Annotated in this window: 22 protein-coding genes; 11 read left to right on the forward strand and 11 right to left on the reverse strand. The window is 65.0% G+C overall.

Translation table 11 applies throughout. From position 1 onward, the window contains the following. The first annotated feature begins 19 nt into the window (after window positions 1–19). Both MC380_RS09215 and MC380_RS09220 read left to right on the forward strand, forming a co-directional pair. A complete protein-coding gene (locus MC380_RS09215) occupies window positions 20–1,576 on the forward strand; it encodes a hypothetical protein (protein WP_242164323.1) in 1,557 nt (518 codons plus the stop codon). Beyond that, complete coding sequence (locus MC380_RS09220; RefSeq protein ID WP_242164325.1) at window positions 1,573–2,571, forward strand: hypothetical protein; 999 nt, start codon at window positions 1,573–1,575, stop codon at window positions 2,569–2,571. Before MC380_RS09215 ends, MC380_RS09220 begins: the two co-directional genes overlap by 4 nt. A gap of 111 nt (window positions 2,572–2,682) precedes the next feature. On the opposite strand, the gene MC380_RS09225 is transcribed toward MC380_RS09220, so the two are convergent. Then, on the reverse strand, window positions 2,683–3,861 hold the full coding sequence (locus MC380_RS09225) for an FAD-dependent oxidoreductase (RefSeq protein WP_242164327.1): 1,179 nt from the start codon (window positions 3,859–3,861) through the stop codon (window positions 2,683–2,685). Window positions 3,862–4,163: 302 nt separating this feature from the next. Between MC380_RS09225 and MC380_RS09230 the strand changes: the two genes are divergently transcribed. After that, window positions 4,164–5,258, forward strand: coding sequence for an alanine racemase (locus MC380_RS09230; RefSeq protein ID WP_242164329.1), 1,095 nt, complete (start codon window positions 4,164–4,166; stop codon window positions 5,256–5,258). A gap of 343 nt (window positions 5,259–5,601) precedes the next feature. Here the strand turns inward: MC380_RS09230 and MC380_RS09235 are convergent, their stop codons facing one another. Both MC380_RS09235 and MC380_RS09240 read right to left on the reverse strand, forming a co-directional pair. Further along, window positions 5,602–7,839 carry a glucoamylase family protein gene (locus tag MC380_RS09235; protein ID WP_242164330.1) on the reverse strand — a complete coding sequence of 746 codons (2,238 nt, stop codon included), beginning with the start codon at window positions 7,837–7,839 and terminating at the stop codon, window positions 5,602–5,604. A 432-nt stretch (window positions 7,840–8,271) separates the two neighbouring features. Continuing rightward, window positions 8,272–9,147 carry an energy transducer TonB gene (locus MC380_RS09240; RefSeq protein ID WP_242164332.1) on the reverse strand — a complete coding sequence of 292 codons (876 nt, stop codon included), beginning with the start codon at window positions 9,145–9,147 and terminating at the stop codon, window positions 8,272–8,274. Window positions 9,148–9,412: 265 nt separating this feature from the next. Between MC380_RS09240 and MC380_RS09245 the strand changes: the two genes are divergently transcribed. Both MC380_RS09245 and MC380_RS09250 read left to right on the forward strand, forming a co-directional pair. Beyond that, the gene (locus tag MC380_RS09245; RefSeq protein ID WP_242164334.1) at window positions 9,413–9,940 is read left to right on the forward strand and encodes an FAD-dependent oxidoreductase; all 528 of its coding nucleotides are present in this window, start codon (window positions 9,413–9,415) and stop codon (window positions 9,938–9,940) included. 17 nt (window positions 9,941–9,957) lie between these two features. Beyond that, window positions 9,958–10,278, forward strand: a complete 321-nt coding sequence (locus tag MC380_RS09250) for a hypothetical protein (protein ID WP_242164336.1) — start codon at window positions 9,958–9,960, stop codon at window positions 10,276–10,278. A gap of 36 nt (window positions 10,279–10,314) precedes the next feature. Here the strand turns inward: MC380_RS09250 and MC380_RS09255 are convergent, their stop codons facing one another. Further along, a complete protein-coding gene (locus tag MC380_RS09255; protein ID WP_242164338.1) occupies window positions 10,315–10,995 on the reverse strand; it encodes an alpha/beta hydrolase in 681 nt (226 codons plus the stop codon). 188 nt (window positions 10,996–11,183) lie between these two features. On the opposite strand from MC380_RS09255, the gene MC380_RS09260 reads away from it, so the two are divergent. Continuing rightward, window positions 11,184–12,317 (forward strand): Gfo/Idh/MocA family oxidoreductase, encoded by a 1,134-nt coding sequence (locus MC380_RS09260; protein ID WP_242164340.1) that lies wholly within the window; start codon window positions 11,184–11,186, stop codon window positions 12,315–12,317. A 58-nt stretch (window positions 12,318–12,375) separates the two neighbouring features. Here MC380_RS09260 and MC380_RS09265 read toward each other — a convergent pair whose 3' ends face one another. The 4 genes from MC380_RS09265 to MC380_RS09280 all read right to left on the reverse strand — a co-directional run bounded on the left by MC380_RS09265 (window position 12,376) and on the right by MC380_RS09280 (window position 16,191). Continuing rightward, window positions 12,376–12,954 (reverse strand): hypothetical protein, encoded by a 579-nt coding sequence (locus MC380_RS09265; protein ID WP_242164341.1) that lies wholly within the window; start codon window positions 12,952–12,954, stop codon window positions 12,376–12,378. Window positions 12,955–13,196: 242 nt separating this feature from the next. After that, a complete protein-coding gene (locus MC380_RS09270; protein WP_242164343.1) occupies window positions 13,197–15,356 on the reverse strand; it encodes a hypothetical protein in 2,160 nt (719 codons plus the stop codon). 174 nt (window positions 15,357–15,530) lie between these two features. Next, window positions 15,531–15,791, reverse strand: a complete 261-nt coding sequence (locus MC380_RS09275; RefSeq protein ID WP_242164346.1) for a hypothetical protein — start codon at window positions 15,789–15,791, stop codon at window positions 15,531–15,533. Between the two features lie 34 nt (window positions 15,792–15,825). Continuing rightward, on the reverse strand, window positions 15,826–16,191 hold the full coding sequence (locus MC380_RS09280; RefSeq protein ID WP_242103562.1) for a DUF6164 family protein: 366 nt from the start codon (window positions 16,189–16,191) through the stop codon (window positions 15,826–15,828). A gap of 120 nt (window positions 16,192–16,311) precedes the next feature. Between MC380_RS09280 and MC380_RS09285 the strand changes: the two genes are divergently transcribed. Continuing rightward, a complete protein-coding gene (locus MC380_RS09285) occupies window positions 16,312–16,773 on the forward strand; it encodes a TerB family tellurite resistance protein (protein WP_242103561.1) in 462 nt (153 codons plus the stop codon). A gap of 133 nt (window positions 16,774–16,906) precedes the next feature. Here the strand turns inward: MC380_RS09285 and MC380_RS09290 are convergent, their stop codons facing one another. From MC380_RS09290 to MC380_RS09300, 3 genes are all read right to left on the reverse strand, one after another. Next, window positions 16,907–17,659, reverse strand: a complete 753-nt coding sequence (locus MC380_RS09290; protein WP_242103560.1) for a hypothetical protein — start codon at window positions 17,657–17,659, stop codon at window positions 16,907–16,909. Between the two features lie 273 nt (window positions 17,660–17,932). Further along, window positions 17,933–19,693 carry an ATP-binding protein gene (locus MC380_RS18015; RefSeq protein WP_242164348.1) on the reverse strand — a complete coding sequence of 587 codons (1,761 nt, stop codon included), beginning with the start codon at window positions 19,691–19,693 and terminating at the stop codon, window positions 17,933–17,935. 38 nt (window positions 19,694–19,731) lie between these two features. Continuing rightward, window positions 19,732–20,523, reverse strand: coding sequence for a response regulator (locus MC380_RS09300; protein WP_242103558.1), 792 nt, complete (start codon window positions 20,521–20,523; stop codon window positions 19,732–19,734). A 333-nt stretch (window positions 20,524–20,856) separates the two neighbouring features. Between MC380_RS09300 and MC380_RS09305 the strand changes: the two genes are divergently transcribed. The 4 genes from MC380_RS09305 (at window position 20,857) to MC380_RS09320 (ending at window position 26,820) form a co-directional block, all read left to right on the forward strand. Beyond that, a complete protein-coding gene (locus tag MC380_RS09305; RefSeq protein ID WP_242164350.1) occupies window positions 20,857–22,959 on the forward strand; it encodes a S8 family peptidase in 2,103 nt (700 codons plus the stop codon). 93 nt (window positions 22,960–23,052) lie between these two features. Beyond that, entirely contained in the window at window positions 23,053–25,125 is a 2,073-nt protein-coding gene (locus MC380_RS09310; RefSeq protein WP_242164352.1) for a S8 family peptidase, read from the forward strand. A 223-nt stretch (window positions 25,126–25,348) separates the two neighbouring features. Then, window positions 25,349–26,254, forward strand: a complete 906-nt coding sequence (locus tag MC380_RS18020; protein WP_242164354.1) for a GNAT family N-acetyltransferase — start codon at window positions 25,349–25,351, stop codon at window positions 26,252–26,254. Window positions 26,255–26,331: 77 nt separating this feature from the next. Beyond that, window positions 26,332–26,820, forward strand: a complete 489-nt coding sequence (locus MC380_RS09320) for a GNAT family N-acetyltransferase (RefSeq protein WP_242164356.1) — start codon at window positions 26,332–26,334, stop codon at window positions 26,818–26,820. Window positions 26,821–26,855: the final 35 nt, after the last annotated feature.

The raw sequence follows: 26,855 nt of genomic DNA on the forward strand, positions 1-26,855 counted from the left end.
CAGATCGAAGGAGGCCGCCATGAAGCTCTACGCCCACGGTTTCCTCGCTTGCATGACGGGTTGGATCATCGCCGCTGCTCCCGCCGCAGCGCACAACGAATCCATCCACCAGGCGATGACGGATCTCTCCTGGCAGATGATGCGATTCGTCGAACAGACGGGCACCGCGCGGATCAGCGAAACCGACCCCGAATTCATCGCATTCCTGGAGCGGGTCAAGACGACGCCCCACAAGTACCTCACCCGCCCTTCGCAACTGCACGAGCTGGTTGCGGCGGACAGCAGCGGTTGCGCGCCACCGCTGCAGAACTGGAACACCAGCCTGGGCGGCCTGCGGGCAGCGCCGAAGTGGGACTTCTACAAGTGGAAGCAATGCGGCTCGCATAACGCGGACTGGGAAGCGAGCCTGGCCGGCGTCGCCCCGGACGATTTCATCGGCGCCGCGCTCGGGTTCTGGGCCGGATCGCCCGACGGCGCCTATGACGACACGCATCTGTGGTTCCGCCCGTCCAACGCGCTCGGCCTGGGCGCCGTACGCGAGGTGGCGAACGAAGCCACCGAAGACGCGCTCACCGTCGCGCTCGTCCCCATTGTGTGCCTGATCGACTGGTTGTTCGGCGACGGCGAGGATTGCGTCAAGGATTCGAAGAAGATCGCCGACACGGTCGATGTCACCGAGGAGATCGACGGCTGGATCCCGGGCATCGGCGACGTGCACGGGGAATCGTGGGTCGGTGTCTGGCATTTCATCGACATGAACGACGGCGCGTCGAACGAGTACGACGAGCGCCAGGGAAAACTCTGGGACGAAGCTGGCGTTCCGGGCGCGCCGATGGACGCGCTGGAGCTGGTTCTGATGGCCGGCTTCGACGCCGCGGGGCTGTCGGTCAACTTCAGCGACAGCCAGGGCATCGGCAAGTACACCGTCGACAACGCGAACGACGGCGTGCAGGACACCATCCGCCGCGACCAGGCGAAGTGGCAATTCACCTCGATCGCGCACACCCCGTTCGAGCCCGTCAACAACCTGGCGTGGCATGGCTGGTCGCGGTTCCATTCCGACAGCGCGCATCCGGTCAGCATGCTGGCGTGGCCGCTGCACGCGATCGGGGACTCCATCGCACCGATGCACGTGGTCGGCACGTCGGCCTGGGGGCACCGGCCGTTCGAGGATTCCCAGGAGCGGATCTGGCCAGGCATCTGGAACTTCCGGAAGACCGACGTGCAAACCCAGCTGCCGGCGATAGAGCGCACCATGCGGCGCGCGTTCGAGTGGTGGAAAGTGATCGAGGGCTGGCGCGCCTCGCACGGCAATACCAAGGACATTCCGATCCGCCAGCTGATCCGCGAACTCGCCGCACGCACGCACGCCTACTCCATGCAGCAGCATGCCGCCACGCTCGGCGACTGGCCGTTCTCGCCGGCGGCCTCCACCACCTACCTGGTGGCCGAGAACGACTCCATCCAGGCCTACGCCGATACCGATGGCGCCGCCGAGAAGGTGCGCCCGCTCTATGAAGACGGCATGGGCATGACCATCGCGGTCCTGGTCGCCGCCGGGGAGCATTTCGAATGAAGCGCTTGGCCATCGCCGCCCTGCTGGTCCTGCTCGCGCTGCTCAGCGCCTGGCTCGTGTCGAAGTGCCGACACGAGTCGCCTGCACCACCACCACCGCCCACGACCGGCGCCGAATGCCATCAGCGCGCAGAGGAACGGGTCGCCGCGTGGAAGGCAGAAGGAATCGAACAGGCGAAGATCGAGGTGCTGTACCAGGCCGAACTCGCGAAGTGCAGCGGCATGACCGATGCGTGCGCCGGGTTCGTCGGCGCCGCCAACGTGGATCTCGCGTGGCTGGGCCGCGCCGTGCTGAGCGGGTCGATGCAGCCGGCCGAGTACCTTGGCCGGATAAAGGACCGAACGCGCAAGCTGCGCGAGAGCCGCACGACGCCGGCGATCTGCGACGCCTACGCCGCGGGCGATGCCGACGGCGACCTGGTGCCGGATGCCGACGACGCGTGCCCGGATACACCGAGCCTCGAACGCACGGACGCGAAGGGTTGCCCGGATGCCGCCCCGCTGCCGCCCGCGCCATCCGCCGCGGACGTGGACAAGGCCGCGAAGGCGCTGGACATCCCCGTGAGCAGGGCCTGCGTCGATGCCCCGCGCCCGGGGCCGGCGAGCGTGACCAAGGCCGGCCTGAGCCCCGATGGGCAGTCGTACCTGCTGGTCGTGACGCGCGCGCCCAATGCAACGGCCGGATGCGAAGTGTTCTACCAGGTCGGCATCCGCATGCGGAACAAGTCGTTCTTCCTGCAGATGAATTCCAATACGGTCTACACCCGGGTATTTCGCGAGCGCCAGGCGATCACCGGCCCACTCGCACAGCCGGGCGCGATGACCTTCGAGCTGCGCAAGGCCGATGCGACGGTGCCCTGGCGGGACCTGACGTTCCGGGCCATCGAACCCGGCGACATCTCGCAGCGCTATTTCCGCGTCAGGACCGTCAACGGGAATGGGTTGACCAATGGGTGGACAGCGGAGACGCGGCTGGCGCCGAGCGTGTTCCCATGAGCCCGACAGCACAGCCAGAACTGTCGGGTGAGTTGTCGGGCGCACTGTAGGGCGGGCTCAAGCCCGCCGCGCACAGTGCGCAGACCCATCCCCGACATCAGATTGAATTCCTCAACCCCGGATACGCCCGCGCAGGCTGTCGGCGTCGTGCGGACCGGGATCGGCGATCAGCGCACGCGCAACATCGACCTGGCCCCAGGTGTTCCACAGCAGCACACCGCGCAAGCGGCCGTCATCCAGGTAGTAGACGACGCCCTGCCGGTTGGGGACGACCCAGTCTTCGGCGATGTCCAGGCGCGAGTCCAGCCTGCCGACAGCTTCGTAGCCAAGGTCGAACAGGTCGGAGTAGAAGAACGGCAGCTCGGCATAGGGTTGCGGCTTGCCTGCCATCGCCAGGCCGGCATGATGGCCAGTGGCAATGGCCGCGTTCTCGTGCTCCACGCGCAGACGGCCCAGCGCCTGGCTGGGGAAGCTGGCGACGTCGCCGGCGGCGAAGATGTCCGGCACGCCGGTGCGCAGGTATTCGTCGACGTGGATGCCGTTGTCCACGACGGCGCCGACGGCTTCGGCCAACCTGGTATCCGGCACGATCCCCAGGCCGGCGACCACGGCGTCGGCTTCGAGCATGCTGCCGTCGTCCAGCGTCAGCGCGACGCGCGCACCGCGCTGTTCGCCACCGGCGGCGCGGCGACCGGATCGTACGTCGATGCCGTGCTCGCGGTAGTAGCCCTCGAGGAAGCGGCTGAGGCCGGCCGGATACATGCGCGCGCCCAGCGCGTCCTCGGGAAAGACCATCGTCACCCGGCAACCGTTCGCGGCGAGCGCGGCGGCGATCTCGCAACCGATGAAGCCCCCGCCCACGACCGCGACCTGCGCGCCCGGCTGCGCCAGTTCGCGCAGGCGTCGGTAGTCGTCGATGCCGCGATAGGCGAGCACTCGGTCGCCCTCAAAAGGCAGGCGCCGCGGCGCGCCTCCGGTGGCAAGCAGCAGCTTGCGGTAGCGGTAGGTATCGCCGTGGTCGTCGGTAACCGTATGTGCCCCGGCGTCGATGCCCACCGCGCGACGGCCAAGATGCAGGCTGGCGCCGCTCTTGCCGACCGGGCGCCAGATGCTGTCCTCGGCGGCGTCCTTCCACAGGGCCTTGGTGAGCGGCGGACGGTCATAGGGCGGATGGTGTTCCGCGCCGATCATGCCGATGGCGGCGGCCGGATCGGTGTCGTGGATCGCCTGCGCGGCGGCTTCACCGCACATGCCCGCGCCGATGATGAGGTGGTCGTATTCGTGGCGCATGCGTTGTTCCTCCGGCTGGCCAAACCGACGCCGCGGGATTGTCGCGCAGCGCGTGCGACGCTGCCGTCACGCGACCTTGCCCCCGATTCCAGCGCTTTAGGGCGGACCGTAGGGCGGGCTCAAGCCCGCCTGACATGGGCTGCTCGTCGCCTCGAAGCTTCCATTGCCTCGGCCCCTTTGGTTCCAGGTATCAGGCAATGCTGCGTCACACCACCCACGCCATCATCGAAGGCGGGCTAGGGCCCGCCCTACGTCGCCGCCCTGTGCAAGACTCTGCGTCTCCCCGTCACCCGAGCGTGTCCATGCCGCTGCCGTCGTCGTTGTCCGAGCCCGTGCTGCTGCTCGACGAGGCCCGCGTCCGTCGCAACCTGCGGCGCATGGCCGAGCGTGCCGCTGCTGCGGGGGTTCGCCTGCGTCCGCATTTCAAGACGCACCAGAGCCATGCGGTCGGGCGTTGGTGCCGCGCGCTCGGGGTCGAGGCGATCACCGTCTCCTCGCTGGCCATGGCGGAATATTTCGCGGCCGATGGCTGGCGCGACATCACCCTGGCCTTCCCCTTCCATCCCGGCATGCGCGATCGGGTCGAGGCGCTGGCCCGGCGCGTCACCTTCGGGATCGTGCTGGCTGATCCGCTGGCGCTGGACGGCGTGCGCTTCTCCGCGCGTGTGGACGTGTGGCTGAAGATCGATGTCGGCAGCCATCGCACCGGCTTCGCGCCCGAGGATCCCGACGGCCTGCGCGCCCTGGCCGCGACGCTGGTCGGACGCGATGACATCCGTCTGCGCGGCCTGCTCGCCCATGCCGGCCATAGCTACGATGCGCGCGGCGCCGAAGCGATCACCGTCGTGCGCGACGACACCTTGGCGCTGCTCGGCCGCCTGCGCGAGAAACTCGCCTCCATCTCCGGCCCGCTGGAACTTTCGGTGGGAGATACGCCCACTTGCTCCACAGCCGATGCTTTTCCGGGAGTGGACGAGATCCGTCCGGGCAACTATGTCTTCTACGATCTCTCGCAGTGGCAAATCGGCGCCTGCGGCGTGGACGATATCGCCGTGGCCATGGCCTGCCCCGTGGCGGCGCGCCACCCGGCGCGCGGCCAGCTGGTGGTGCATGGCGGCGCGGTGCATTTCTCCAAGGACGCCATGCAACTCGACGGGCAGCGCGTCTTCGGCCTGGCGGTGGACGCCACGCCCGATGGCTGGGGCGCGCTCCGTCCCGAGATCCGTCTGGTCGGGTTATCGCAGGAGCACGGCATCGTCGCCGCGCCTGCCGATGTCATCGCCCGTCTTCGCCCCGGCGACACACTGCTGTTCCTGCCGGTGCATTCGTGCCTGACCGCAGACGCCATGGGGCGCTATGTCAGCTTGACGGGCGAATCCATCGAAATGATGGGATAGAACCGTAAGGCGGGCGTAGCTGGCGTGGGGCGTGCTCAAGCCGCCTTCCGCGGGTCCGTAGAAACCATCAGGGGCGATGCGATGGCGGCGACAAGGTGGCATGCCGTAGGTCGACCCTACGTGGCCGATGTCGCAGGCCGCGCGGCGTCGGGGACGTGGTCCCGACCTACACAGAAAAGCGCGCGTCCTGTGTAGGAGCGCTTCTCACGCGCGACCGGAAAACCGGGCGTGCGAGTCGCGCCTGAGAGGCGCTCCTACAGGGATGGCGAAACCCATCAGGCGCATTCGCTTCTGACGAGGAAAGCGGCGCGCCGTAAGTCGGCCCTACGTGGCGACGCCCTCGTCATTCCCGACCCGTTTCCCCTGCATCCGCAGCCTCATCCTTCACGAACCCGATGGCATCCAGCGCGGGTTTGATCTCGGGGTTGGCCATGAACAGATTCCAGAGCATCCCCGTGCGGTGGTTCTCGATCATCACTGTGATCGGCGCCTGGTTCAGCGCCATGTACACCTCGTCGTACCAATTCTGGGTTTCGTTGAAGCCGTCGTGGAAGCCGTAGATGCCCCAGACCTTGGCGCCGAGATCGCGGTAGTAATGCTTCAGCGAGGCCAGCGATTCCTGCGGCGTGTACGGCATCGACGCGAGCGATGCCATCACGTTGATCGTGCCGTTGTCGTCGCGCGGCTGCGGCCGGCCGCCGCCGGTATTGATGCCGGCCGACAGGCCCCAGGTGTCCGGACCGTAGCCCTTGAAGCCGCGCGGATTCTCGATGGCATAGGCGTGGCTGATCAGCGCGATCGCACGGTTGTTCCGGAAATAGTTCGTGTAGCGGTCGCGGATGCCGCGCGGATCGAAACCGAAGAAGGAGAAGTGGGTGAAGAACAGATCCGAACCATTGCCGACTCCGACATCCAGCTTGTGGCCGTACCAGCTGCCACCGTTCGTGTAGCGGTTGCCGACCGTGGTGCGGCTCCAGTTCTGGCGATACTGGATATGGCGCTCGGAGGTTCCGGCCCAGCCGGTGTGGTAGAGCTCCGCCGGCACCGGATGGGTCGGCGATGCGATGGCCAGCAGGTAGACGATCATCGTCTCGTTCCAGCCAATGAGAGGGTGATTGATGTGGAAGCCGTAGTCCGGCGACCAGTGCCAGTACAGGACATCGCTGTCGGGCGTCTGCCGGTACCAGGCCCAATCGACCTCGCGCCATAGCCGCGTGACGGTGTCGCGGATTTCGCGCTCCACCGGTGTGTCGCCGTCGAAATAACGGCGAGCCGCCAGCAGGCCCTGGATCATGAAGGCCGTCTCGACCAGATCGCCGCCGTTGTCGTACTTGCCGAAAAACGGCACCGCCTTGCCCGTGTCGCCGTCCAGGAAATGCGGCCACACCCCGCGGAATCTGTCCGCGCGCTCGAGGAACCGCACGATCTTCAGGATGCGCTCGGCCACCGCATCGCGCGTCGCGAACCCGCGTTCGGCGCCGACCAGCATGGCCATCACCCCGAAGCCGCTGCCGCCCAACGCCAGCAGGTTCGCATCGCCGGGGAGCACCTCGGGCGCCAGCCCGGCGACCGGGTGCCCGGCTTCCCAGTAATAACGGAACGACGCTTCCTGCACCATCGTCATGAGCTCGTCGTCGGTGAACGCGCGCGTGCTCACGGCGGTGGAGACCGGCGACGGCGCCGACTCATTGCCCGCCAGATCCAGCGCGGTGACGCGATAGAACGCGGTGCGCGGCGGCGCGCCGACGAAATCGGTGAAACGTGCGCGCGAGCCTTGCTGCGTGCCAACCGGTTCGAAGGTCTTCCCGTCCGAAGAACGATAGATGCGATACGCCAGCAGATCGTCCGCGGCAGCCGGTGTCCAGCTCACGTCGAAGTGCCGCTCATACCCACGCACCGTAATCGCCCCCGGCACCGGCGGCGCGGTGGTGTCGTCGGAGTCGATGTCGCGGATCTGGAAGTCGTCGAGGTAGAGCGTGTGTTTGCGATTGTCGTCCAGGCCCTGCACGAAGGTCACGCCCACGGTCTCGCGCACATCGAAGCGGGGGTCGTCGGTGCCCCTGGAAGCTGCGAGCGCTTCGGCGAACGGTAGTTTGACCTGCGTCCATCGCCCGGCCGGGATGCGCTCGCCCTCGTTAACCAGTGCGACGGCAGGCGTGCCGTTGTCGTTGGCATCCTTCAGGTAGACGCGCGGCGAGTTGGCCGCGGTGATCTCGGAATCCGAGTAGCACCAGAACGTGAGCGCCTTGCCCTCGAAGCGGTACGGGCGCGCATAGCGCTGGCCGATTCCGATGGTGGCCTCCCACGCGCCGCCCGGTGCGGAAGTCCATGCCAGCCTGAGCGCGTTCGGCGGGCTCACGAAGCGCCCTGTCTCCACCGGAACGGTGTCGTCAACCAGCTCGAGCGCACTGGGCGCGACGAACCAGCCATTGCTCGACCCATGCCCGCCCACGGACTCGCTGTTGTCGAAAATGACGTGGCGGTCGTAAAACGATGGTGTGCCCTTGCCTACCGCCAGAAGCGCGGGGCATGCGAGGCCGAGCAGCACGAGGACGAGCAATTTCGAGAGCAGCCGGTTCATCTGTCTACCTCAGTGGAGGGTTTTTTCCCGCGGACGATGGTCCGGTACGGACAGTGTTTCAAGTCGCTTGAGTCAGGGTACGTTGCTGGACCGGATTCGAACAGGCAGTCCGCCGCGGCGTTGCAGGCCCGCTTCCGGAAAATGCTGCAGCACACCAAAGCCCTCAGCCATGCCGCGTCGCGCGGGCCACGCATCACCGACGGCGGGCCTGGGTCCGCCTGCAACACTGCGCGGCGCGGTATGTACGACGCGAATGCAGGGCCGTCGCAGGACGGGCTCAAGCCCGCCTGAGCAGGTTTAAATTGCCTCGTCCCCCTTGCTTTCCCTGTAACGCTCGATTGAGCCAGTCCCCGTTTGTTCGACGCAACAAAAAGCCCCGCGACTGCGGGGCTCCTTGCGACACCAACGCGACGGCGTGATCGAACGACGCGCTCAGGTGCCTGCCGGCGAGCCGCGCAGCTTGATCGGCGCATCCGTCGAATAGATCTGGCCGGGCACCATGGCGCCGATGCTGCCGTCGACGTCGCCGCCGTCGGCAGTGCGGTTCTCCCACGGAATCGGCACATAGGGTCCGGGCACGTAAGCCTGCCATCGACCATATTTCTCTTTCGGAGTTTGATCCCTGTCGGCGAACTTGAACTCGACCGGCACGCGCACACCGATCGGTTCCGGCCTGGCAAGCCGTTCCGTTGCAATGTTGAAGGTCCACTGCTTCGCCGCGCCCACCGCGGCCTCGGCGAGCACCTTGCTGAATTTGCGTAGCGTCTTTTCATTGGAGAGCACCGTCATGTCGACCCGTTCGACATGCGTTTCGGCGATAGAGCCGTCGCGATTGAGCCGCAGCACGACATACACGATTCCGCTCATCCCCGAGCGAACTGCGAACGGTGGATATTCCGGCGGCGTGAGCTCCCCTTTGGCTTCGACATCGACCGGGGCCTTCGGGTCCCAAAACGCCGTGTCCCCGATCGTGACCCGGAGCTGGTCGTCGACGCCGGCGATGGGTCGCGCCAGCAACTGCACGCTCATCTTGACCGCAGCCGGTGCCTGAAGCGGGCTGCCGTCGGCTTTCTTGACATCGAGCTCCCAGTGCGGAACGAGTTTCGCGAGCAGTTCCCTGGTGTCCGGCGGCAGCGCTTCGGCACGGTCCAGCGTGTACGACTTCACCGCTCCATCGGGCGCGACCACGAGCTCGCCAGTGACCAGCATGCTGGCCTCGACCTGCTTGCTCATCTTGTCGTACCGGGCTGCCAAAGCGGTGAAGGCGCACAGCACCAGCAGCGTGAACAGCAGAATCCTTCGCGTCATGGTCAATCCCCCTTGTCTTGTGCGAACGGCGATCGGCACGCGCGCCCTGCCAGATTACAGGAAGAACAAGACCCTTTCGGCGCCACCGCGGCGCTTTGCCCCACGCCCCGGCTCAGGGTTGTAGGACGGGCTCAAGCCCGCGTTACATGAGTTACACGGGTTTTTCGCCGCTCCGGTGGGAAACTTCAACTTCGCTTCACACATCCCACATTCCATCCTCGCAGCGCGCGGGCATGGTGCAGGCATGCCTTCCGCCGCATGCGGCATGCCCGCCACCGCAACCTCGTTCGCCTTCGATGTCGTGGTCGTGGGCGCCAGCTTCGCCGGCGCCGCCTGCGCCATCGCCGCCGCGCAGCGCGGGCTGCGGGTGTGCGTGCTGGAACGCAAGCGCGACCCCGGCGACAAGCTGCGCACAACCGGCATCATCGTCAAGGAGGCGGCCGAGCAGACCCTGCTCAACCAGCTCCCTGCCTCCCTGACGCGCCGCATCGAGGAAGTGCGCCTGTACGCGCCCAGCCTGAAGCAGGTGACGCTGGCCGCACCAGGTTATTACTTCCTCACCACCGACACGCCGGCGGCACCGGTGCCCTGCACTGCTTTCTCAGCAAGCGCTATGCACCAGGCTACATCGGCTGGCTGGCGCAGAATCCCACCGGCGTGCAGGCCGGACTGGCGTTGCGTCACGACCCGGCCAACGCACGCGTGCCCGACATCGATGGCTTCCTGCTGCGCGTGGGCGTGGCGGGTGGTCTGCCGCGCGTGCTCAAGCCTGGCCCCATCCGCGCCGGCCTGATTCCCTGCAGCGGTCCCGTGTCCGGCCTGGCCCGTGACCGTGCCATCCTCACCGGTGACGCCGCCGGCATCGTTTCACCCATCACCGCGGGCGGCATCCACTCCGCGTGGCAACACGGCTGGGCCGTCGGCGCTGCCATCGCTACGCACCTGCGCGATGGCTGCACGATCACGCCGGAGCAGGCCGCCGTCGATGCCGCGCCGCGTTTTCGCAGCAAGCGCGTCCTGCGCTGGGCCTACGACCGCCTGCAGTACGACTGGCCCTTCGATCTGCTGTTGCATACCGCGCCGCTGCGCTGGGCGGCGGAGCGGGTGTATTTCCACAAGCGAAGGTGCTGAAGGTTCGGTCGATGCAATTCGCCCTTTCGCGGGGCATCAGCCGGCGGCGTAACCCACCAGGAGGTCGGCCAACTCTTTCGGGTGGCTGAGCGCAACGCAGTGACAGCCGGGAATCTCGTTGGGGACGATGCCCAGGCGCTCTGCCGCAAGCCTGCGCAGGAAGTCGGGCGGGAAAAGGTGGTCGTCCGTGCACAGCACAAATTTCGTCGGCACGTCTGGCCATGCGTCGAGCGGCCAAGGCATAACCCAGGCCGTCGACGACTCTTCGCGTGCCCTGCTCAACGCCTCCTCGGCCAGGGCGCGTGGCACACCGTTGTAATAGCTGACGAAGGGGTCATCGCTGCCGGTCTTGCCGCCATCGCGCGCGGCCTGTTCCTTCGCGGCCAGGCTGTAGCCGGTGTTGGACCACCAGTCTTCCGGGGTCTCCCCCGGGGACGGGATCATCGCGGCCAGCAGAACCAGCACGTTCACCGGGAGCCGATCGGCCACCAGCGGTGCGGTGAAGCCGCCATACGATTGGCCGACCACAACCAGGTCTCTCCGCCCACCGACTGCCTCGACCACGGCGTCCGCGTACTCACCCAGGCCCGCGGAGTCGTCGTCGCACGGCAGGTCGGGGGCAACTACATCGTGCCCGCGCGAACGCAACTCCGCCTCCAGCAGGTGCCAGTACCAGCCGACGTCTCCGCCACCGTGGATCAACACGAAGGTCGTCATATCCGCGAATCCCTGCACTCGAGGTCGCCATTCGGGCGAAAAGGTATCAGGAACAAATTGTCCCGTCCCGCCGCACGAGATGGGCTCTCCTGACCACCGTTTCATTGGTTGCGAATGATTCCATCCGCAACTTGCACCCAATCCGCCTGTACAGTTCAACCGTGTGACCAGCAACCTCATCACCCGCCATGACCATCGATCATCTTCGTCGCAACTTCCTGCAGAAGCTGGTGGCTTCGGCCGCAGTCGTGCCGATGCTGTCGTCAACCAACGCGTTCGCCCAATCGGATCGGCCCGGCACCGATGGCCGCCAGGGGGCGACCTTGCGCGTGGCGCTCATGGGACTGGGCGGCTATGCCGAACGGGTGGCGGAAGCCATGCAGTCGAGCAAGCGCGCCAGGCTCACCGGGCTCATCAGTGGAACGCCTTCCAAGCTCCAGGAATGGGGCACGAAGTTCGGCGTGGCGGAAAAGCACCGCTACAACTACGAGAATTTCGACCGCATCAAGGACGATCCGGACATCGATGCGGTTTACATCATCACCCCCAATGCACTGCATCGCGACCAGGCGATCCGCGTCGCCAGGGCGGGCAAGCACGTGATCTGCGAAAAGCCGATGGCGGTCAACGCCAGGGAAGGCCAGGACATGGTCGACGCCTGCAGCGAGGCCCGGGTGAAGCTGCTGGTGGGCTACCGCATGCATTTCGAGCCCAAGACGCTGGAAGTGATCCGCATGCGCAAGGCGGGCGATTTCGGGAGCATCCGGTTCTTCCAGGGCCTGTGCGGCTTCCGTATCGGCGACCCCGGCCAGTGGCGGCTCGACAAGGCGCTGGCAGGCGGCGGGGCAATGATGGATATCGGCATCTACGCCATCAATGGCGCCCGCTACATGGTGGGCGAAGAGCCGGTGTGGGTGACCGCGCAGGAAACCAAGACCGATCCGGTCAAGTTCAAGCAAGGCGTGGACGAAACCATCCAGTTCCAGCTGGGCTTCCCCAGCGGCGCCGTGGCCTCGTGCCTGTCCACCTACCAGATGAACCATCTGGACCGTTTTTTCATGACCGGCGAGGCCGGATACGCCGAGCTGCTGCCCGCCACGGGCTACGGCCCCATTGAGGGCCGTACCCACAAGGGCAAGCTCACGCAGCCGCACGTCATGCACCAGACCCTGCAGATGGACGAGATGGCCGGCATCCTGCTCGACGGCAACATACCCGTGGTCCCTGTCGACGGCACAGAAGGCCTGAAGGACCTGAAGATCATCGATGCCATCTACGCCGCCTGTGCCACAGGCCGCAGGCAGGAATTGCGCCTGGGCTGAAGGGCGGGAAGCTGCGCCCACAGCGCTGGAAGGCGGAATTCACTGCGTGAGTTCCGCCTCACGAATCAACGCGCCTTGCGGCTTTATCCTCCGCTTTTGCGGCGGCGCGAAAGCAGGCCGCCGACACCAGCCACAGCACCGTAAATGCGCCGCTGAACAGCAGGGCTCTGAATCCGCCATCCGGCGTGCTCGCGGTTGACGGCGCGGTTGCAATGGCTACGCCCAACAATACCTGCATGGTCGCCACGCCAAGCATGGCCCGCGCCATGCCCGCGGGCTGAAACCAGGCAGCGAACCCACCAGTGGCTGCCGCCAGGATCAGCAGGAAGAAGCCGATGCCGGTGCCATCGTCGCGAACGATCGTGGTCCACACGGTCAGGAACGACGTGACCACCGCGACGGCAGCGCCTGCGCGGAAGGGACGACTGCCGCTCGCCCGTTCGGCGATCTCGTAGAGCAATCCGGCTCCGCCGATCATGATGCCGGCAAAGATGAAGCCGCGCGGGGTCCAGTGCCATTCGTCGCTGATCTGCATCATCACCAGCGGCGTGAGCAGCAAGGCCAGTGCCGCACTCCAGCGTGCGATCCGCCAGTAATTCCGACGCCGCGTGGCAACGCGTTCGCCCGACCCGGTCATGTGTGCGTCTCCTTTGGAAACCTGTAGTCCCATCCTGGCGCACACCCGGGTGGGCAGCATGAGCGGAATGTGGGGCGGAAGTGAAGTGCGAACTTCCGCAGCGACGTACCGGGTACGGCCGGCGACCGCACCCGGGCTGCTTTCGCAACGAGCCCGGGTGCGCTACGCGTGCCCGGGCTACGCCGTCTTCGGCACCTGCGTCCGGCGCTGTCCTTCGCGCCGGACGCCGGATGCGCGAACCGCTACGCCGTCGGTGCCAGCACGAAGGCACGCACGTCGCCGTCGTCGTACTGCGACTGCCGGCTCCAGCCGTCGGTGGCCATCGCATAGACGTGCAGGTTCTCGCTGAAGCCGGCCACGGTGCAGCCGCCCTCGGCGCAACCCGGCGGCAGGTTGTCGTTCATCAGCTGGTAGACCGTGCGCGTTGCGCTGAAGCTGCCGCCGGCGACCGCACCGCTGCTGCTGAAGACGCCCTGGGTGCCGCGCACCACGCCGAAGCCATAGGTGGCGTAGCCATGCGGGTGGCTGGCCGTCCACGGCATGGTGACGGTGTCGCCCGGGCCGTATTCGAGCACGCCGCAGCACGGATCGGCGGTAGCACCACCGATACTGGGCGCGGCGATGCCGGCGTTGCAGGCCTCGTTGTTGATGTGCAGGGTGATCACCATCGTGTTGCCTACCACCAGGTTCAGTCCGGGCACCGACGCATCGACGGTGTGGACGGTGCCGCTGAGATCGGTGGAGGTCGGCACGAAGTAGCGGATCCCCTTCGCGGCGATGTTCACCGCCGCGCCCGCGTTGTCGAACAGCTCGACGCGGATCTGGATCTTGCCGTCCAGCAGCGGCGTGCCATCTCCCGCCGGGCTGTTGAAGATGCCGCTGGCGGTGTCGGCGACGACGTCGGGGAGACTCCACTGTCCGAGCGGCGGCACCGCCGGCGGGATCTCGAACAAGCCACCGTTGCCGCCCACGGTGTTCGGGCCAAGCGGATAGGCATCGAGCACCAGGTCAGTGCCCACCATGTGCGCGTAGTGGCGGGCGATGTCGCCGACCAGCGGCTTGTAATCGCTGTCGGCCTCGGCATTGCGTTTCCACGACAGCCGGTAGTACTTGACGCCCAGGCTCTCGCGCAGCGCGTTGTCGAACTCAAGCCGCGGCCGCAGCGTACCGCCCCAGGGCGCGAGCCCGCTGGTGAGCCCGCGATTGGTCGCGGTGGTGGCCGGGATCAGGCTCTGCCCGGTGCCGTGGATCAGGCTCAGCGGATGGTTGCCGATCGCCATGAACAGCACCCAGTTGTCGCCGGCAATGATCGGCGGGCACGGCCGGCAGGTGATCGCGAGCGGATGGGTCACGTGCAGCGTCACTTCGCTGCCGCAGGTGTAATTCCACCAGGTGTGGCAGGCGATCGGCGTCGGCGCGTAGATCACGACATCGAAGAAGCCGAAGATGCGCTGGCGCACCTTGAAGTACAGGTCGGGCTGGTCGTGGTTGTGGCAGCCCTTGAAGATCAGCGCACGGAAGTGGCCGCAGTCGTCGGTGGTGACGGTGCGGATGCGCTGCATCGTCACGAAGCGCGGGAACAGCCAGCACAGGATCGGGCGGATCAGCACCGCGTGCTCGATCAGCGCCTGGCGGAAGGCCAGATCGCTGCCGCTGATCGCCGCGAAGCGCAGCGCGCCGGTGCCGCTGGCGGCATGCAGGGCCTCGATCGCCTCGGCGTCGACGCGATGCGTGCTCGCCGAACGTTGCGCACTGGTCTTGGCAGCGAACGTGCGGAACGGCGGCGGATCGGGTTCCGGGATCGGCGGAATCGGCGGAACCGGCTCCGGGAACGGATCCGGTAACGGTTCTGGAATGGGCGGGATCCTTCCGGTGATCACCTCGCGCAGACGATCGATCACCAGCGGCGGCAGCTTCGGCAGGATCAGGTAAAACGGATCGACTTCGTAGATGTCCACCGTCGCATGGCAGACCGGGAAGTCGACCGGGATCCCGTCGCGCACGATGCGCTTGAGCACGGTGCCCTTGACCACGCACAGGCCGAGCAGCCAGCAGTGCCAGATGTCCGGGAAAATCTCGAACTCCAGCGCCGACAGCTCACCCCTGGGCTCCACGCGCAGATGGCGCTCCACCGCGCCGCGACGCAGCAGTTCCTCGAGGTCGGGTTCTTCCCCGCGCGGCAGCGCCGGCCCGACCAGCACGCGTACGCCGGTCGGTTCGGACGAGGTGGGGAGTTGCAGATTCGCGTGGCCGCTTTTCGCGTCCACTTCGGCAGAAGCGAGCAGGCGCCCGCCGGCCGAATAGGCATATGCGGCGCTTGCTGGAAGTTTTCCGTCCGCCGGACTCTCGACGAACGTCGTGTTGATGCGAAGTGAGCGGGTGTCGCTCGATGCCTTGGCCATGACAGGGCCTCCTGAAAGGCTGCGCCTGAAGAGCCCCCTGTCGAATTCACCTCGGGTGCCGCGATGTGGACGAATGAGCCGGATCGGGAGACCCGGGCGGGCGGCAGCCGGACGCGAAAACATCACTGGTGCCGCGGCTGCATTTACGGGAACGCCGGCCCGGATCGAAGGCGGTCAGCGGAACAACTTCGATGCGAAAACTGTGATCGATTGCTCTAAAAAAGAAGAAGGAAGCTTCTCGATTGCGGGACAACTCTCTTTGGCCAGCAGTGGTCGCTGACCGGCGCGCCAACGCATTGCGCCAACGCGCACGGCCAGCACGTCGATGGGTTCAGAGCTTGGCATTAGCCGAACGGCGATGTGAGCTTCTTCGGCCCGGCGGCGGATCATTCCCATCGCCTGATCAGAATCATGCACGGCGTAGGGCGGGCTCAAGCCCGCCTTGCGCGCATTTCACGCCCTGGACCAGTTACCCGCGCAACAGCAGCACCGGCAGCGCCACCAGCCCCAGCAGGAACAAGATCGCGAGCACGGTCAGCACCACGCGCACGGGCTCGGTACGCAGCACCGTCCAGAAGGTCTGCGCGGTGCCGGCACGCACCGCGGCGGCGTGTTCGGCGCGGACGCGGGCCTGCCGCTCTTGCTGGTAGTCGGCCATCAACCGCTTGGCCTGCGCGATGTCGTCGTCCTCGGTGACGAAGATGCCGCCCGCCGAGATGCCCCACAGGCTCGGCGGGGTTTCGTAGAAGGCGATGCGGTGCGCGTCGAGCATCGCGCGCACGTCGTCGGCTTCGTCATCGGGAACGTGACGCAGATTGAGCAGCAGCTTGGACATGGCGCGATGATAGCGGGCGCAGGGTGGACTCAAGCCTGCCCTACCCGCTCTTCCGGGTTGAGGACGCATGGCACGGCCCCCAGCTCTGGAATCCCGCCGTACGACATCGGATGCACTGCCGTGACCGACTGGTTCAAGGCCCTCACCAGCATCGTTAATCACCACGAACCCGTTGCCGATCCGCATGCGCTGCCCAGGGCCGCCGCCGCGCTGCTGCTGGAGATGGCAGTCACCGCCGACGGTGGCGATGAGGTCGAACTGGACGTGGTCCACGAGGCGATGGCCACGGTCTTCGGCATGGCCCCGGCCGAACTCGCATCGCTGATCGATCAGGCCCACCAGGCACGGCGGCAATCGATCTCGCTGCATGAATTCACCCGCGGGCTGCGACCCGGCCTGGATCCCGGGCAGCGCGCCGAACTCGTCGAATGGCTGTGGCGGGTGGCCTTCGCCGACGCGCGCCTGGACAAGCACGAGGAACTGATGGTGCGTCGCGTGGCCGACCTGCTCGGCGTGCCGCATGCCGAATTCATCCGGCGCAAGCTTCTGGCGAAGGCGAGCAGCAGCAAAGCAGCGTCGTAGGGCGGGCTCAAGCCCGCCTTGCGCAGATCACGATTGCGTCCCCGGCGTGGTCGTCGGTACCCCGAAAAACGAAACAAATGAGGGGGACGCTTTTTTCCCACCCGGTGAGCACCCGGGCCAGTGTCCCCTCAACTCACAGGAAGGGAACCAGCGGAACATCGTCGGGAAGCGGCCCCGGCAGGTCGATGTCCGGCAAGGCGTTGTCGAGGGTCGGCAACGGCGCCACCACCCATTCCACGCCCGGCGGCATCCAGGACTGCTCCGTGGCCCGCTCCCACAAGCGCTGCGTCTGTGTCCCGACCTCCAGGCCGGGCCCGAATGGCGTGAACGCAAGAATCCCGTTGTCGTCCACATATTGCTGGCCGGTGGAGAGCAGGATGTCGGGTACGTCATCAAGTTCCAGCTCTCCGCCCGTGATCAGCGACTGGTCGATGCCTTCCTGGCTCAACACGTCGTTGATGTCCGGCGTACCCGCGATGACCAGGAGATCCTGTGCCGGCAAGTCGTACAGCCCCGAATCGACGTAGGCGTCTGGATGGGTTTCGAAGGCGAACCTGCGAAACGCGTCCGGATCACGTTCGAGTTCGGCGAATCCCTCGGGATCGCTGATCCGCTTGTCCTCGATCGCCTGCTGCAGCGCCACCAGGGTCTTGTCGCGCCATGCCAGGCCTTCGTCCGAAAGATCCCGGTCGTCCAGCGAGCTGAAGCGGTCGGCGTACTTCTGGCCATACTCCAGATAGTAGTCAGGCGGATCCACGCCGGGATTGCGGCTGACGAAGTCATCGTACCGCTGCCGGTAGTAATCGGGCGTCCCCGGCTCCACCGCCGCAGGCTGGGTGGTGGTCGTTGGAACGTATGGCGTTTGTCCGATCCCATCGATGAGCATGGTCAGTCTCCCGGAGTCGGTGGAAGCCTACCGGTGGGATTGCAGGCACGGTACTAGGGGCGCCCCTAGCGTCCCATCGCTGTCCAAGGCATTGTTGCCGGCCTGCCTGCCCCGCCTGGCGACCGAACATCAGGCTCCGATGCTGGTCGGTATCAGGGAATGCCGCGCCGTACATGGCGTGCAGTTATCGAAGGCGGGCCAGGACTTGCCACGAACCATCGATGCGAAGGCCGGGCAGTGTCAGGGCAATTCTTCGAGCAACGTGGCACTGGATTAGGGTTCCGTGACTCGGCGCGGCAGCCTTAGGCAGGCCCGTAGACCGCGTCCGTTGGGACCGGATTCGAGCGTGAGTGTTCCGCCGTGCAGCTGGGCGGTGCAATCGGCGATCGCCAAGCCCAAACCGCTACCCGGCTCCAACGTGCCGGGTATTCGGAAGAAACGCTGCTTGGCATGCTCAAGGTGCTCGGCAGGAATGCCGGGGCCGTCGTCGGTTACGACCAGCATGACTACGCCCTCTTCCTCAACCAGGTCGATCGACACGTGCGACCCGGATGGCGAGTAGCGAATCGCATTGTCGACGAGGTTGTCTACTGCCGCCATCAGCGTGTCCTGGTCAAATCGATACCTGCACGTTCGTGGACAATGCAAGTCCAGCTCGATGTTCTTGGCGATGGCACGGCTGGCTGCCGCTGCGACACGCTCTTGCAGCGGTGGGACAAGATCTCCCTCCTGGAGGAATGCCGCCGGGGCGGTCGCCCCCGCTTTTGCCAACATAAGCAATTGGCGTATCAGCGTGGAGACGCGCTGCAATCCCTCTTCCAGGTGCGTGGCCGCTTGTTCGCGCGAATGATCATCATCAGCCACGCGAAGAACGTGCGCCTGCGCCTGGATGACGGCGATGGGTGTCAGCAGTTCATGAGCGGCATTGGAGAATGCATCGCGTTCCACCAACAGAAGCTTCTGAAGTTGACCCAGCAGCCGGTTGGTCTCCGAGACCAGCGGCGCGATCTCGCTGTAGTCGACATCCGGCCGCAACGGCGAGAGATCCGTCGAGCTTCTGGCGCCGATCAGGCGAGCCAACCGATGCAGCGGGGACATGGTGTAGCGACCGATCAACCATGTCATCAGAACTGCCAGGGGCAGGATCCAGGCGCCCTGAATCAACAGAGGTCCGAGCGAAACCAGAACGACCTTGCGTGCCCAATCGCCTGGGATGCCGGCTTGGACTTCGTTACCCCGTGCGTCCCGCAGCCGGACGAGGCGCCAACGCTTGCCCGCGATCTCCACGTTTTCGAAGCGCGGTTCGCCCCAGGTCGATTCAATGGGCACGGGCCCAAGGGCGGAAGCGGCGCTGGCCGATTGCTGCGTCCGCAATGCCAGCGGGGCGCGCATGTTTCGCGCGCCACCGGTCGCCTGGCCAGGCTGCGATCTCCCTATGCCCGGGCCCGCTGGAGGTGACGGATACTGCATCACCCCGGTGCTGAACTTCGCCGATGGCGAACCCACGTCAAGTTCGAATACCGGCCGGCCTCGCGCACCCGGGGGCGGCGCCAGGCCTTTTTCTTCCAGTTCACGCGCAGTGAGTTCGTGGGCAGTTTGGTTGGCTGTCCGCACGTGGCCATCGACGTCAATTTCCGCGGACCAATGCGCCTGCTCGCCAGCCCCGCTCGGCGCCACTGCACCGGTCGGGCTGGGCCTTGCGTCCTTCGCTGTCCTGTCCGGGAACATTGGTAGCGCGGGCGCGTCCGCGGACCGGATAAGCAGCTCGTGCCCGGCATCAAACAACTGATACAGCAGTTGCGGCTGCTCCTTCACGTCGAAGGCGCTGCGCATGCTTTGCGCATGATATCCGACGATTTCATCCGCAAAGGCGGCTGCTGCGGGAGGAGAGGCTTCGGCGATTGGCATCAGACTCGCGGCAATGCCGGTGGCGAACAGTTGAAGTTGCCCATCGATGCGCTGGGAGCCGGCAATGTAGAAGGCCACCGTCACGACCGCCGCCGCCAAGGCAACGATCGAGGTCTGTGCAAGCACGAGCCGCGCCGAGAGCGAGTGTCTGTTTCGTCGAAACTTCATATGTTCAGCATGTAGCCAACGCCGGGGACGGTGCGAATGGCACCCGAGAGTTCGCCCAGCTTTCGCCTCAGGTTATGAACGTGAACATCGAGCAGGTTGCTCCCGGCGACATCGGCCGCGGGGAGCATCACGGTTTCCAGCTGCGCTCTCGTAACGACCTTTCCAGCCTGGCGGGCCAGCTCGAGAAGCAGGGTGAACTCCTTCGGAGAAAGCGGCAGAAGATGATCGCCGACCCACACTTCGCGCCGGTCTGGCGCGATGCGCAAATTCCCGACCTGCCATTCCGAACTGGCTTGCCCGGCGCCCCGTCTGATCAGCGCACGAATGCGTGCCAGCAGTTCGACCACCGCAAAGGGCTTGATCAGATAATCGTCGGCGCCCGCATCCAGACCACGGACACGGTCGGCAATGTCATAGCGCACCGTCAGGAACAGCGCCGGCGTGGTGTCTCCCCGGCGGCGGGCATCTCCAAGAACATCGAATCCGTTGCCGTCCGGCAGCTGGATGTCCAGGATCATCGCGGCGAAACCGCCGCGCTCAAGGGCTTCCCTGGCTTGCGCAGCCAACCTGACCCATACCGCATCGAATCCAGCATGGCTCAGCGCCTGCCGCAAGGCATCGCCCAGTTGCAGATCGTCTTCGACTAGCAGTACACGGGACATGTCCAGTCCTCTCCTCTCCGTGATCGTACTGCGGGTCTCCGGCCGCTCCAACTTCGCTGCACGCAGCCGATCTTCGGCGAGGTTTTCGCCTGGCGGGAACGCCACCCGGCTCACGCGTTTCGTCATTTAGAGCCGATTCGTGGCACAGGACATTAAGAGCGCCTTAAGACGCCTGACTTGCGCTCCGAGCGAGCCCAAGCTCACGCCAAAGGACTTAATCGGTTCTTCATTTCAAAGGCGCCATGGCTACCTAGCATCGGGACCTTCGTACTAACGGAGGTCGCGACACCTTACTCACTCTTGCGCTTGCGCTGCCGACGGCGCGCCCGCTTGTTTCCGCTCTTGGTTCTCTTCCTTCATGGCGTGCGCACGTGACTGCATGCACGGGGGCCCGTCCCAAGCCAGCGCCTTGAGGCCGGCCGCCCCACGTCAATCAACTGTCCACACGAGGTCATCCAGATGACTGGCTTGTTCAGTACTCGAATCATTCGCACGTTGTCGCTGGGGGTGGTGCTCGCCTTCGTAGGTGCTGCCGTGGCGGGTGCGCCACCGGGCAAGGTCAAGACCCGCGCGAACGCAAAGCAGCCGATCGCATCGCCGAAGGCGCCGCAATCGGCCAAACGTTTCATCGTGACGTATCGAAAGGGAGCTTCACGACAATACAACGACGCCAAGGTGCAGAACCTGGTCGGCGTGGCCGGGAGGGCGCTCGGCGTCCGCATCCACCGGTTGCGCCGCCTGGCCGTGGGTTCCGACGTGATCGTGGCCGACCGTGCCCTCGACAGTGCCGGCATCGGGCGCCTCAGGAAGGAACTGGCGAAAGACCCGAACGTCGCCTACGTATCGGTCGATGCGCTATGGAAGCCGATGGCGGTTCCGAATGACCCGATGTATCCGCAGCAGTGGCACTACCGCAACGGCTTGGGCGGCATCGACGTGGAAGGCGCGTGGGATGTCACCGCCGGTGCCGGCGCCGTGGTCGCGGTGGTCGACACCGGCATCACCGACCATCCCGATCTGAATGGCAACGTGATCCCCGGCTACGATTTCGTCTCCGATGTCTTTAACGCAGCTGACGGCGATGGTCGCGACCCGGATGCGCACGATCCGGGAGACGGCTCACCATTCCGTTCCTCGAGCTGGCACGGTACCCATGTCGCTGGAACTATCGCTGCGGTCACCAACAATGGCCTCGGCGTCGCCGGCATCGCGCATCAGGCCAAGGTCCAACCCGTGCGGGTGTTGGGTGCGTATGGCGGCTTCATGTCCGACATCATCGACGGCATTGTGTGGGCATCTGGCGGCGCCGTCGTGGGCGCACCGGACAACCCAACCCCCGCCGACGTGATCAATGTCAGCCTGGGCGGCTTTGGTGGCGGGCCCAACTTCACGTGCGATCCCGCGACGCAGGCGGCGATCACGCTTGCCGTCGGCAACGGAGCGACGGTGGTCGCAGCCGCCGGAAACAATGGGGCGCCGGCACGCTACTTCTCCCCCGCGAACTGCATCGGCACGATCACCGTCGGGGCAACCGATCCGAATCGCGCGCGTTCGTTCTTCAGCAACCTGGGTGAGAAATTGGCCATCTCGGCGCCGGGAGGGCTCGGCTATGCGCCAGCCGAAGCCAACATCCTGTCCACGCTGAACGATGGCATGATCGCTCCTGGAAACCCCACCTACCGGTGGTATGCCGGCACCTCGATGGCGGCACCGCACGTCGCGGGCGTGGCGGCCCTGATCCAGGCGGCCTCGGCGACGCGCAAGACCCCGGCTGAAGTCGAAAAGATCCTGATCAACACAGCCTACGACGGCAGCCTCGGCTTCCCCACGGGTTGCTCCTTGGACTTCCAGTGTGGCTCGGGCGTATTGAACGCGAGTCGCGCGGTCGCCGTCGCCGCGGGGCGTCTACCGCTCCCGCCCGCGCCGCCCGCCTACCCGGGACCGACCAGGCCAATGGTCCCCATGGCCAATGGATCCGAATTGAGCGGCTTGGCTGCGAGCGACTCCACCAACGATCCGGACGATGCGCAGTACGTTCCCAAGCCGAACGACAGCCTCTGGTACACCGTTGAGGTGCCACCCGGTGCCAAGCATCTGCTGATCCAGAGCTGGGGTGCCAGTGGGGATCTTCGGATGTTGGTCCGGCAAGGCAAGCTGCCGCATTTGGGCGAATCCGACTGCAACTCAGGAAATGTTTCAGAGCATGCATGCGGCTTTACCGCGCCGATTCCCGGCACCTATTACATCAGGCTGATGCCTTTTGGCACCAATGCATCGTTTTCCGGGGCATCCCTCTACGCGGCATTCGAGGACGGCAACTGGCCGAGAAACCTGCAAGCCAGCGCCGGGCAATACGGCAAAGAGGGTGTACGCGTCACGCTCACGTGGAAAGCGGGTAAGCGGCGCGTCGACCTGTACCGCAACGGCGCCTTGCTGCGCACCCTGAACAACACGGGCTCAGCTACCGACTCGTTCCGACCTTCCGGTAGCGGCCGATCGATCTACACGGTTTGCAACAGCGACACCACCGAGTGCGCACCGACGGTGACCGCCAAGTACTGACGCCGCTGAGCCGCAAACCACCTTCATTCAATGAGGTTGTCCATGAATCATTCCCTTAAGTGGCCTCGCGCATCTGCCTTGGCGCTTGGCGTAATGCTCGTCTTCACCCAGCAGGCTCTTGCGGGTGGTCCACCCGACCAGCCGGCATCGAAGACCTCTCGATCCGGCGCAAAGCGCGTCACCTTCGGCCCGACGGCAGCCAAAGGCACAGCAACGGTCAAGGGGTCCGATCAATCGGCCAAACGTTTCATCGTGATGTACCGGCCCGGAACGGAAAAGAACTACAACGCCGCCAGGGTCCAGAGATTGATCGGAGGCGCGGGAAAAGCGCTGGGGCTGCGCATTGGTCGCTTGCGGCGGCTTGCCATCGGCGCTGATGTAATCGAGGTCGAACGTGAACTCAATAGCGCGGACATCAAACGCCTGAAGAAGGAACTGGCGCGAGATCCGAACGTCAAGCACGTATCCGTCGATGCGATCTGGACTCCTTTGGGTACTCCGAACGATCCGCTCTATTCGCAGCAATGGGATTACCACAGCAGCGGAGGCGGCATCGCCGTCGAGGGCGCCTGGGATATCGCCACCGGCCTGGGAACGATCGTGGCGGTGATTGATACCGGCATCACTGACCACCCTGACCTCAATGCCAATGTCATCGCCGGCTATGACATGATTTCGGACCCGATCGTGGCGGGCGATGGCGACGGTCGAGATCCCGATGCGCATGACGTTGGCGACTCGTTTCAGGGTCGCCCGTCAAGCTGGCACGGCACCCATGTCGCCGGCACGATCGCTGCCGTTACCAACAATGGTATCGGCATGGCCGGCATCGCGCACCACGCCAAGATTCAGCCGGTTCGGGCGCTGGGCAAGCAAGGTGGACACCAATCCGACGTTCTCGACGCGATCGTCTGGGCTTCGGGCGGCACGGTGCCTGGCGTGCCTGATAACACCACACCTGCGGATGTCATCAATCTGAGCCTGGGTGCATCGCAGCCTTGCGATCCGGCGGCTCAGGCGGCGGTGACGAGAGCCATCTCCAATGGCGCGATCGTGGTGGCGGCCGCCGGCAACAACAACACGGGCGTTCGTTACGCGACGCCTGCGAGTTGTGATGGCGCGATTGCAGTGGCCGCTACCGGTCCAGAGACCGAGCGGGCCTTCTACTCGAATTTCGGTGAGCGCGTCACGGTGGCTGCTCCTGGTGGCTCGGGCCTCTGGCCCATGGAGTCCAACATCCTGTCGACACTGAATGATGGCGTGACCGGAGTCGGAAACCCGATCTACGCCTGGTACGCCGGCACGTCGATGGCGACGCCCCACGTTGCCGGGGTCGCCGCCCTCATGCAGTCGGCAGCGGCCACACCCAAAACCCCTGCCGAGATCCGAAAGATCCTCGCCTATACGGCTTACGACACGGGCCTTGGATTTCCCAAGGGTTGCTCGTTTGATTTCCAGTGCGGGACAGGCGTGGTGAACGCGACCCGCGCGGTCTCCGTTGCCGCCGGGCACACGCCCCTCCCACCGGCACCGCCGGCCTATCCCGGGCCGACCAGATCCATCGACGTGCTTCGCAGCGGCTTGGAGTTGACGGGACTTAGCTCAAGCAACACCGTGCCACCTACCGAAGCGACCTTCAATCCCGACGACAGTCTTTGGTACGCCATCGACATACCGCCAGGCGCCAAACATTTGCAGGTCAAGACCTGGGGTGGCGCGGGCAGGGTTGGCATGTTCGTGCGGCGGGGCAAGCTGCCCACACTGGGCGACAACGACTGCGAATCGGGCGACGGAGCAACCACGACATTCTGCGCGGTCGTCGCGCCGACCCCGGGGCCTTATTTCGTGCGGCTCGTTCCACTCCACTCGGGCACGGCCAATGGATTCACCGGAGTTTCGCTGTACGTCTCGTTCGTCGACAACCTCTGGCCACGGAATCTGCAGGCCAAGAGTCTCCGTGGCAAGCAAGGTGTCCGCGTGACCCTGAGCTGGGACTCCGGCAAGAAGCAGGTCGATGTCTATCGCAATGGCGCCTATGTACGCACCGTCAGGAACGACGGCACCGCAACCGACTCGTTCCGGGCCACAGCTGGCGGGCAGGCGTCGTACACGGTGTGCAACACCGATACCACGGAGTGTGCGCCGTCGGTCACGACAACGTACTGACTTGGAACATGGGACGCACAGGTTAGCGCCTGCGCCTCCTTTCCGCGCCCCAAGAAGCCTCGGGGCCGGGGCAAAGCGTACGGAGCTTTTCAGTGTGTCTGCACCTGCGACAACCCGGTATCGAGCCATCAACTGGGGATTCGAAGGATCTCCGCCCTTAAGCAAACTACTCGGAGCATGCGGTCTCCCCTTCTCCCCTCACTTCCCGCATGCGAAAGCACGTGTGACCGAGTATTGCCGAACCCCCGGCTATTACCTCGTCTGGCCGGGGGCTTTTTTGACCAAGAGATTCGTCATCGCTGTATTGTTTTGCGCAGCTACTGCTTCTGGTTCCGTAGTTCAGGGGGCGCGCCCCAAAACAGATGACGGCAAGTTCGAGTCCCAAACAGATGAACATGACAGCATTCCGGCCGAACTGCAGCGGTCTTTTTCTGTCAAACACTGGACATCACACGATAGTGAGTTATTTGTCAGGATCCGTATGGGCCACTCCATCTTGTGGGCGTTGACCAGTACGCCAAAAACGATGCCTAATAGCCCATTCAAGCCGAAGCCGATCGCAGAGCTCGGATTACATGCGGCAACCATCATGACAAGAAGCGAACTGCTCAAGATTCGTACGGCATCGGTCAGCGATCTAGTCGCTATTCAAATCATCGGAAGAGAAACATATCTCGATCATTTTCCGTCCATCTGGTCCGAGAGGGGCTTGCAGGAATTCTTACAGCAGGACTTTTCTGAGCCTGCACTGCAGCGCTCCCTTTCGTCGCCTGATCATATGTGGCTGCTCGCCCAAGACGCCAGGGACGCCGTCGTTGGCTACGCCAAGATTAACTGGAATAGGCCGGCGCCGATCTCAGGCGCCATAGGCGCAGAGCTTCAGAAGATCTACTTCCTCGCCTCTGCGACCGGCAAGGGATATGGCGAGCAGCTTGTTGACTTCATTGCGCACGCAGCAACAGAGCGTGGCCAGGATCTGATATGGCTCGACGTGCTCAAGTCGAACCTAGGCGCACAGCGCTTTTACGCGGGCAAGGGGTTCGTGAAACAGGGCGAGATACCGTTTAGAACCGATCTTCGTGAAATGAGCATGGTGATCATGCTGCGTCAATTGACGATTGACGGCTGACAATTCATTCCAATGGAGTCCGCCTCGCCGGGTCGTCTTAATTCAGGCAGTCCCACAACCAGGTTCGTGGAGTGCTTATGACAGATTTTGGTATTCGCCCCGCTACGCCGGCCGACCTGCAAGATCTGCTTGATCTAATCAATGAACTGGCCGTTGCAGAGGAATTCCCATTTCCAGTAACGGTCACGGCAGATGACCTTGCCGAGAGCCTATTTGGCCAAGAGCCTGTCGCCGAGGCTGTCCTTGCTTTCGCCGGGAAAAGATTGGCCGGATTTGCAGTTTTTTACCAGACCTTCGCAACAACCACTGGTAGACGCGGCCTTCATTTGGATGATTTGTTTGTTCGGCCAGAGTTCCAAGGCCTTGGCTACGGTCGCTTGCTGCTGCGCCACCTCGCTCGAATCGCACAAGAGAAGGGCTGCGTCAGATTTGAGTGGTGGGCGCTCAAGACGAACACCAGCGCCATCAAGTTCTTCGAACATGTTGGCGCTCGCCCAATGGATGAACTCCTGATCTTCAGGACCAGTGGCTCAGGCCTCGCAGGCCTGGCTTCCGGCGAGGCCTAACAATCCGTTCAAGCCGAAGCCGCTTCGCGGCTGGA

The sequence above is a fragment of the Lysobacter sp. M15 genome (assembly GCF_022662515.1).
In the GTDB taxonomy this organism is placed as follows: Bacteria; Pseudomonadota; Gammaproteobacteria; order Xanthomonadales; family Xanthomonadaceae; genus JAKPBU01.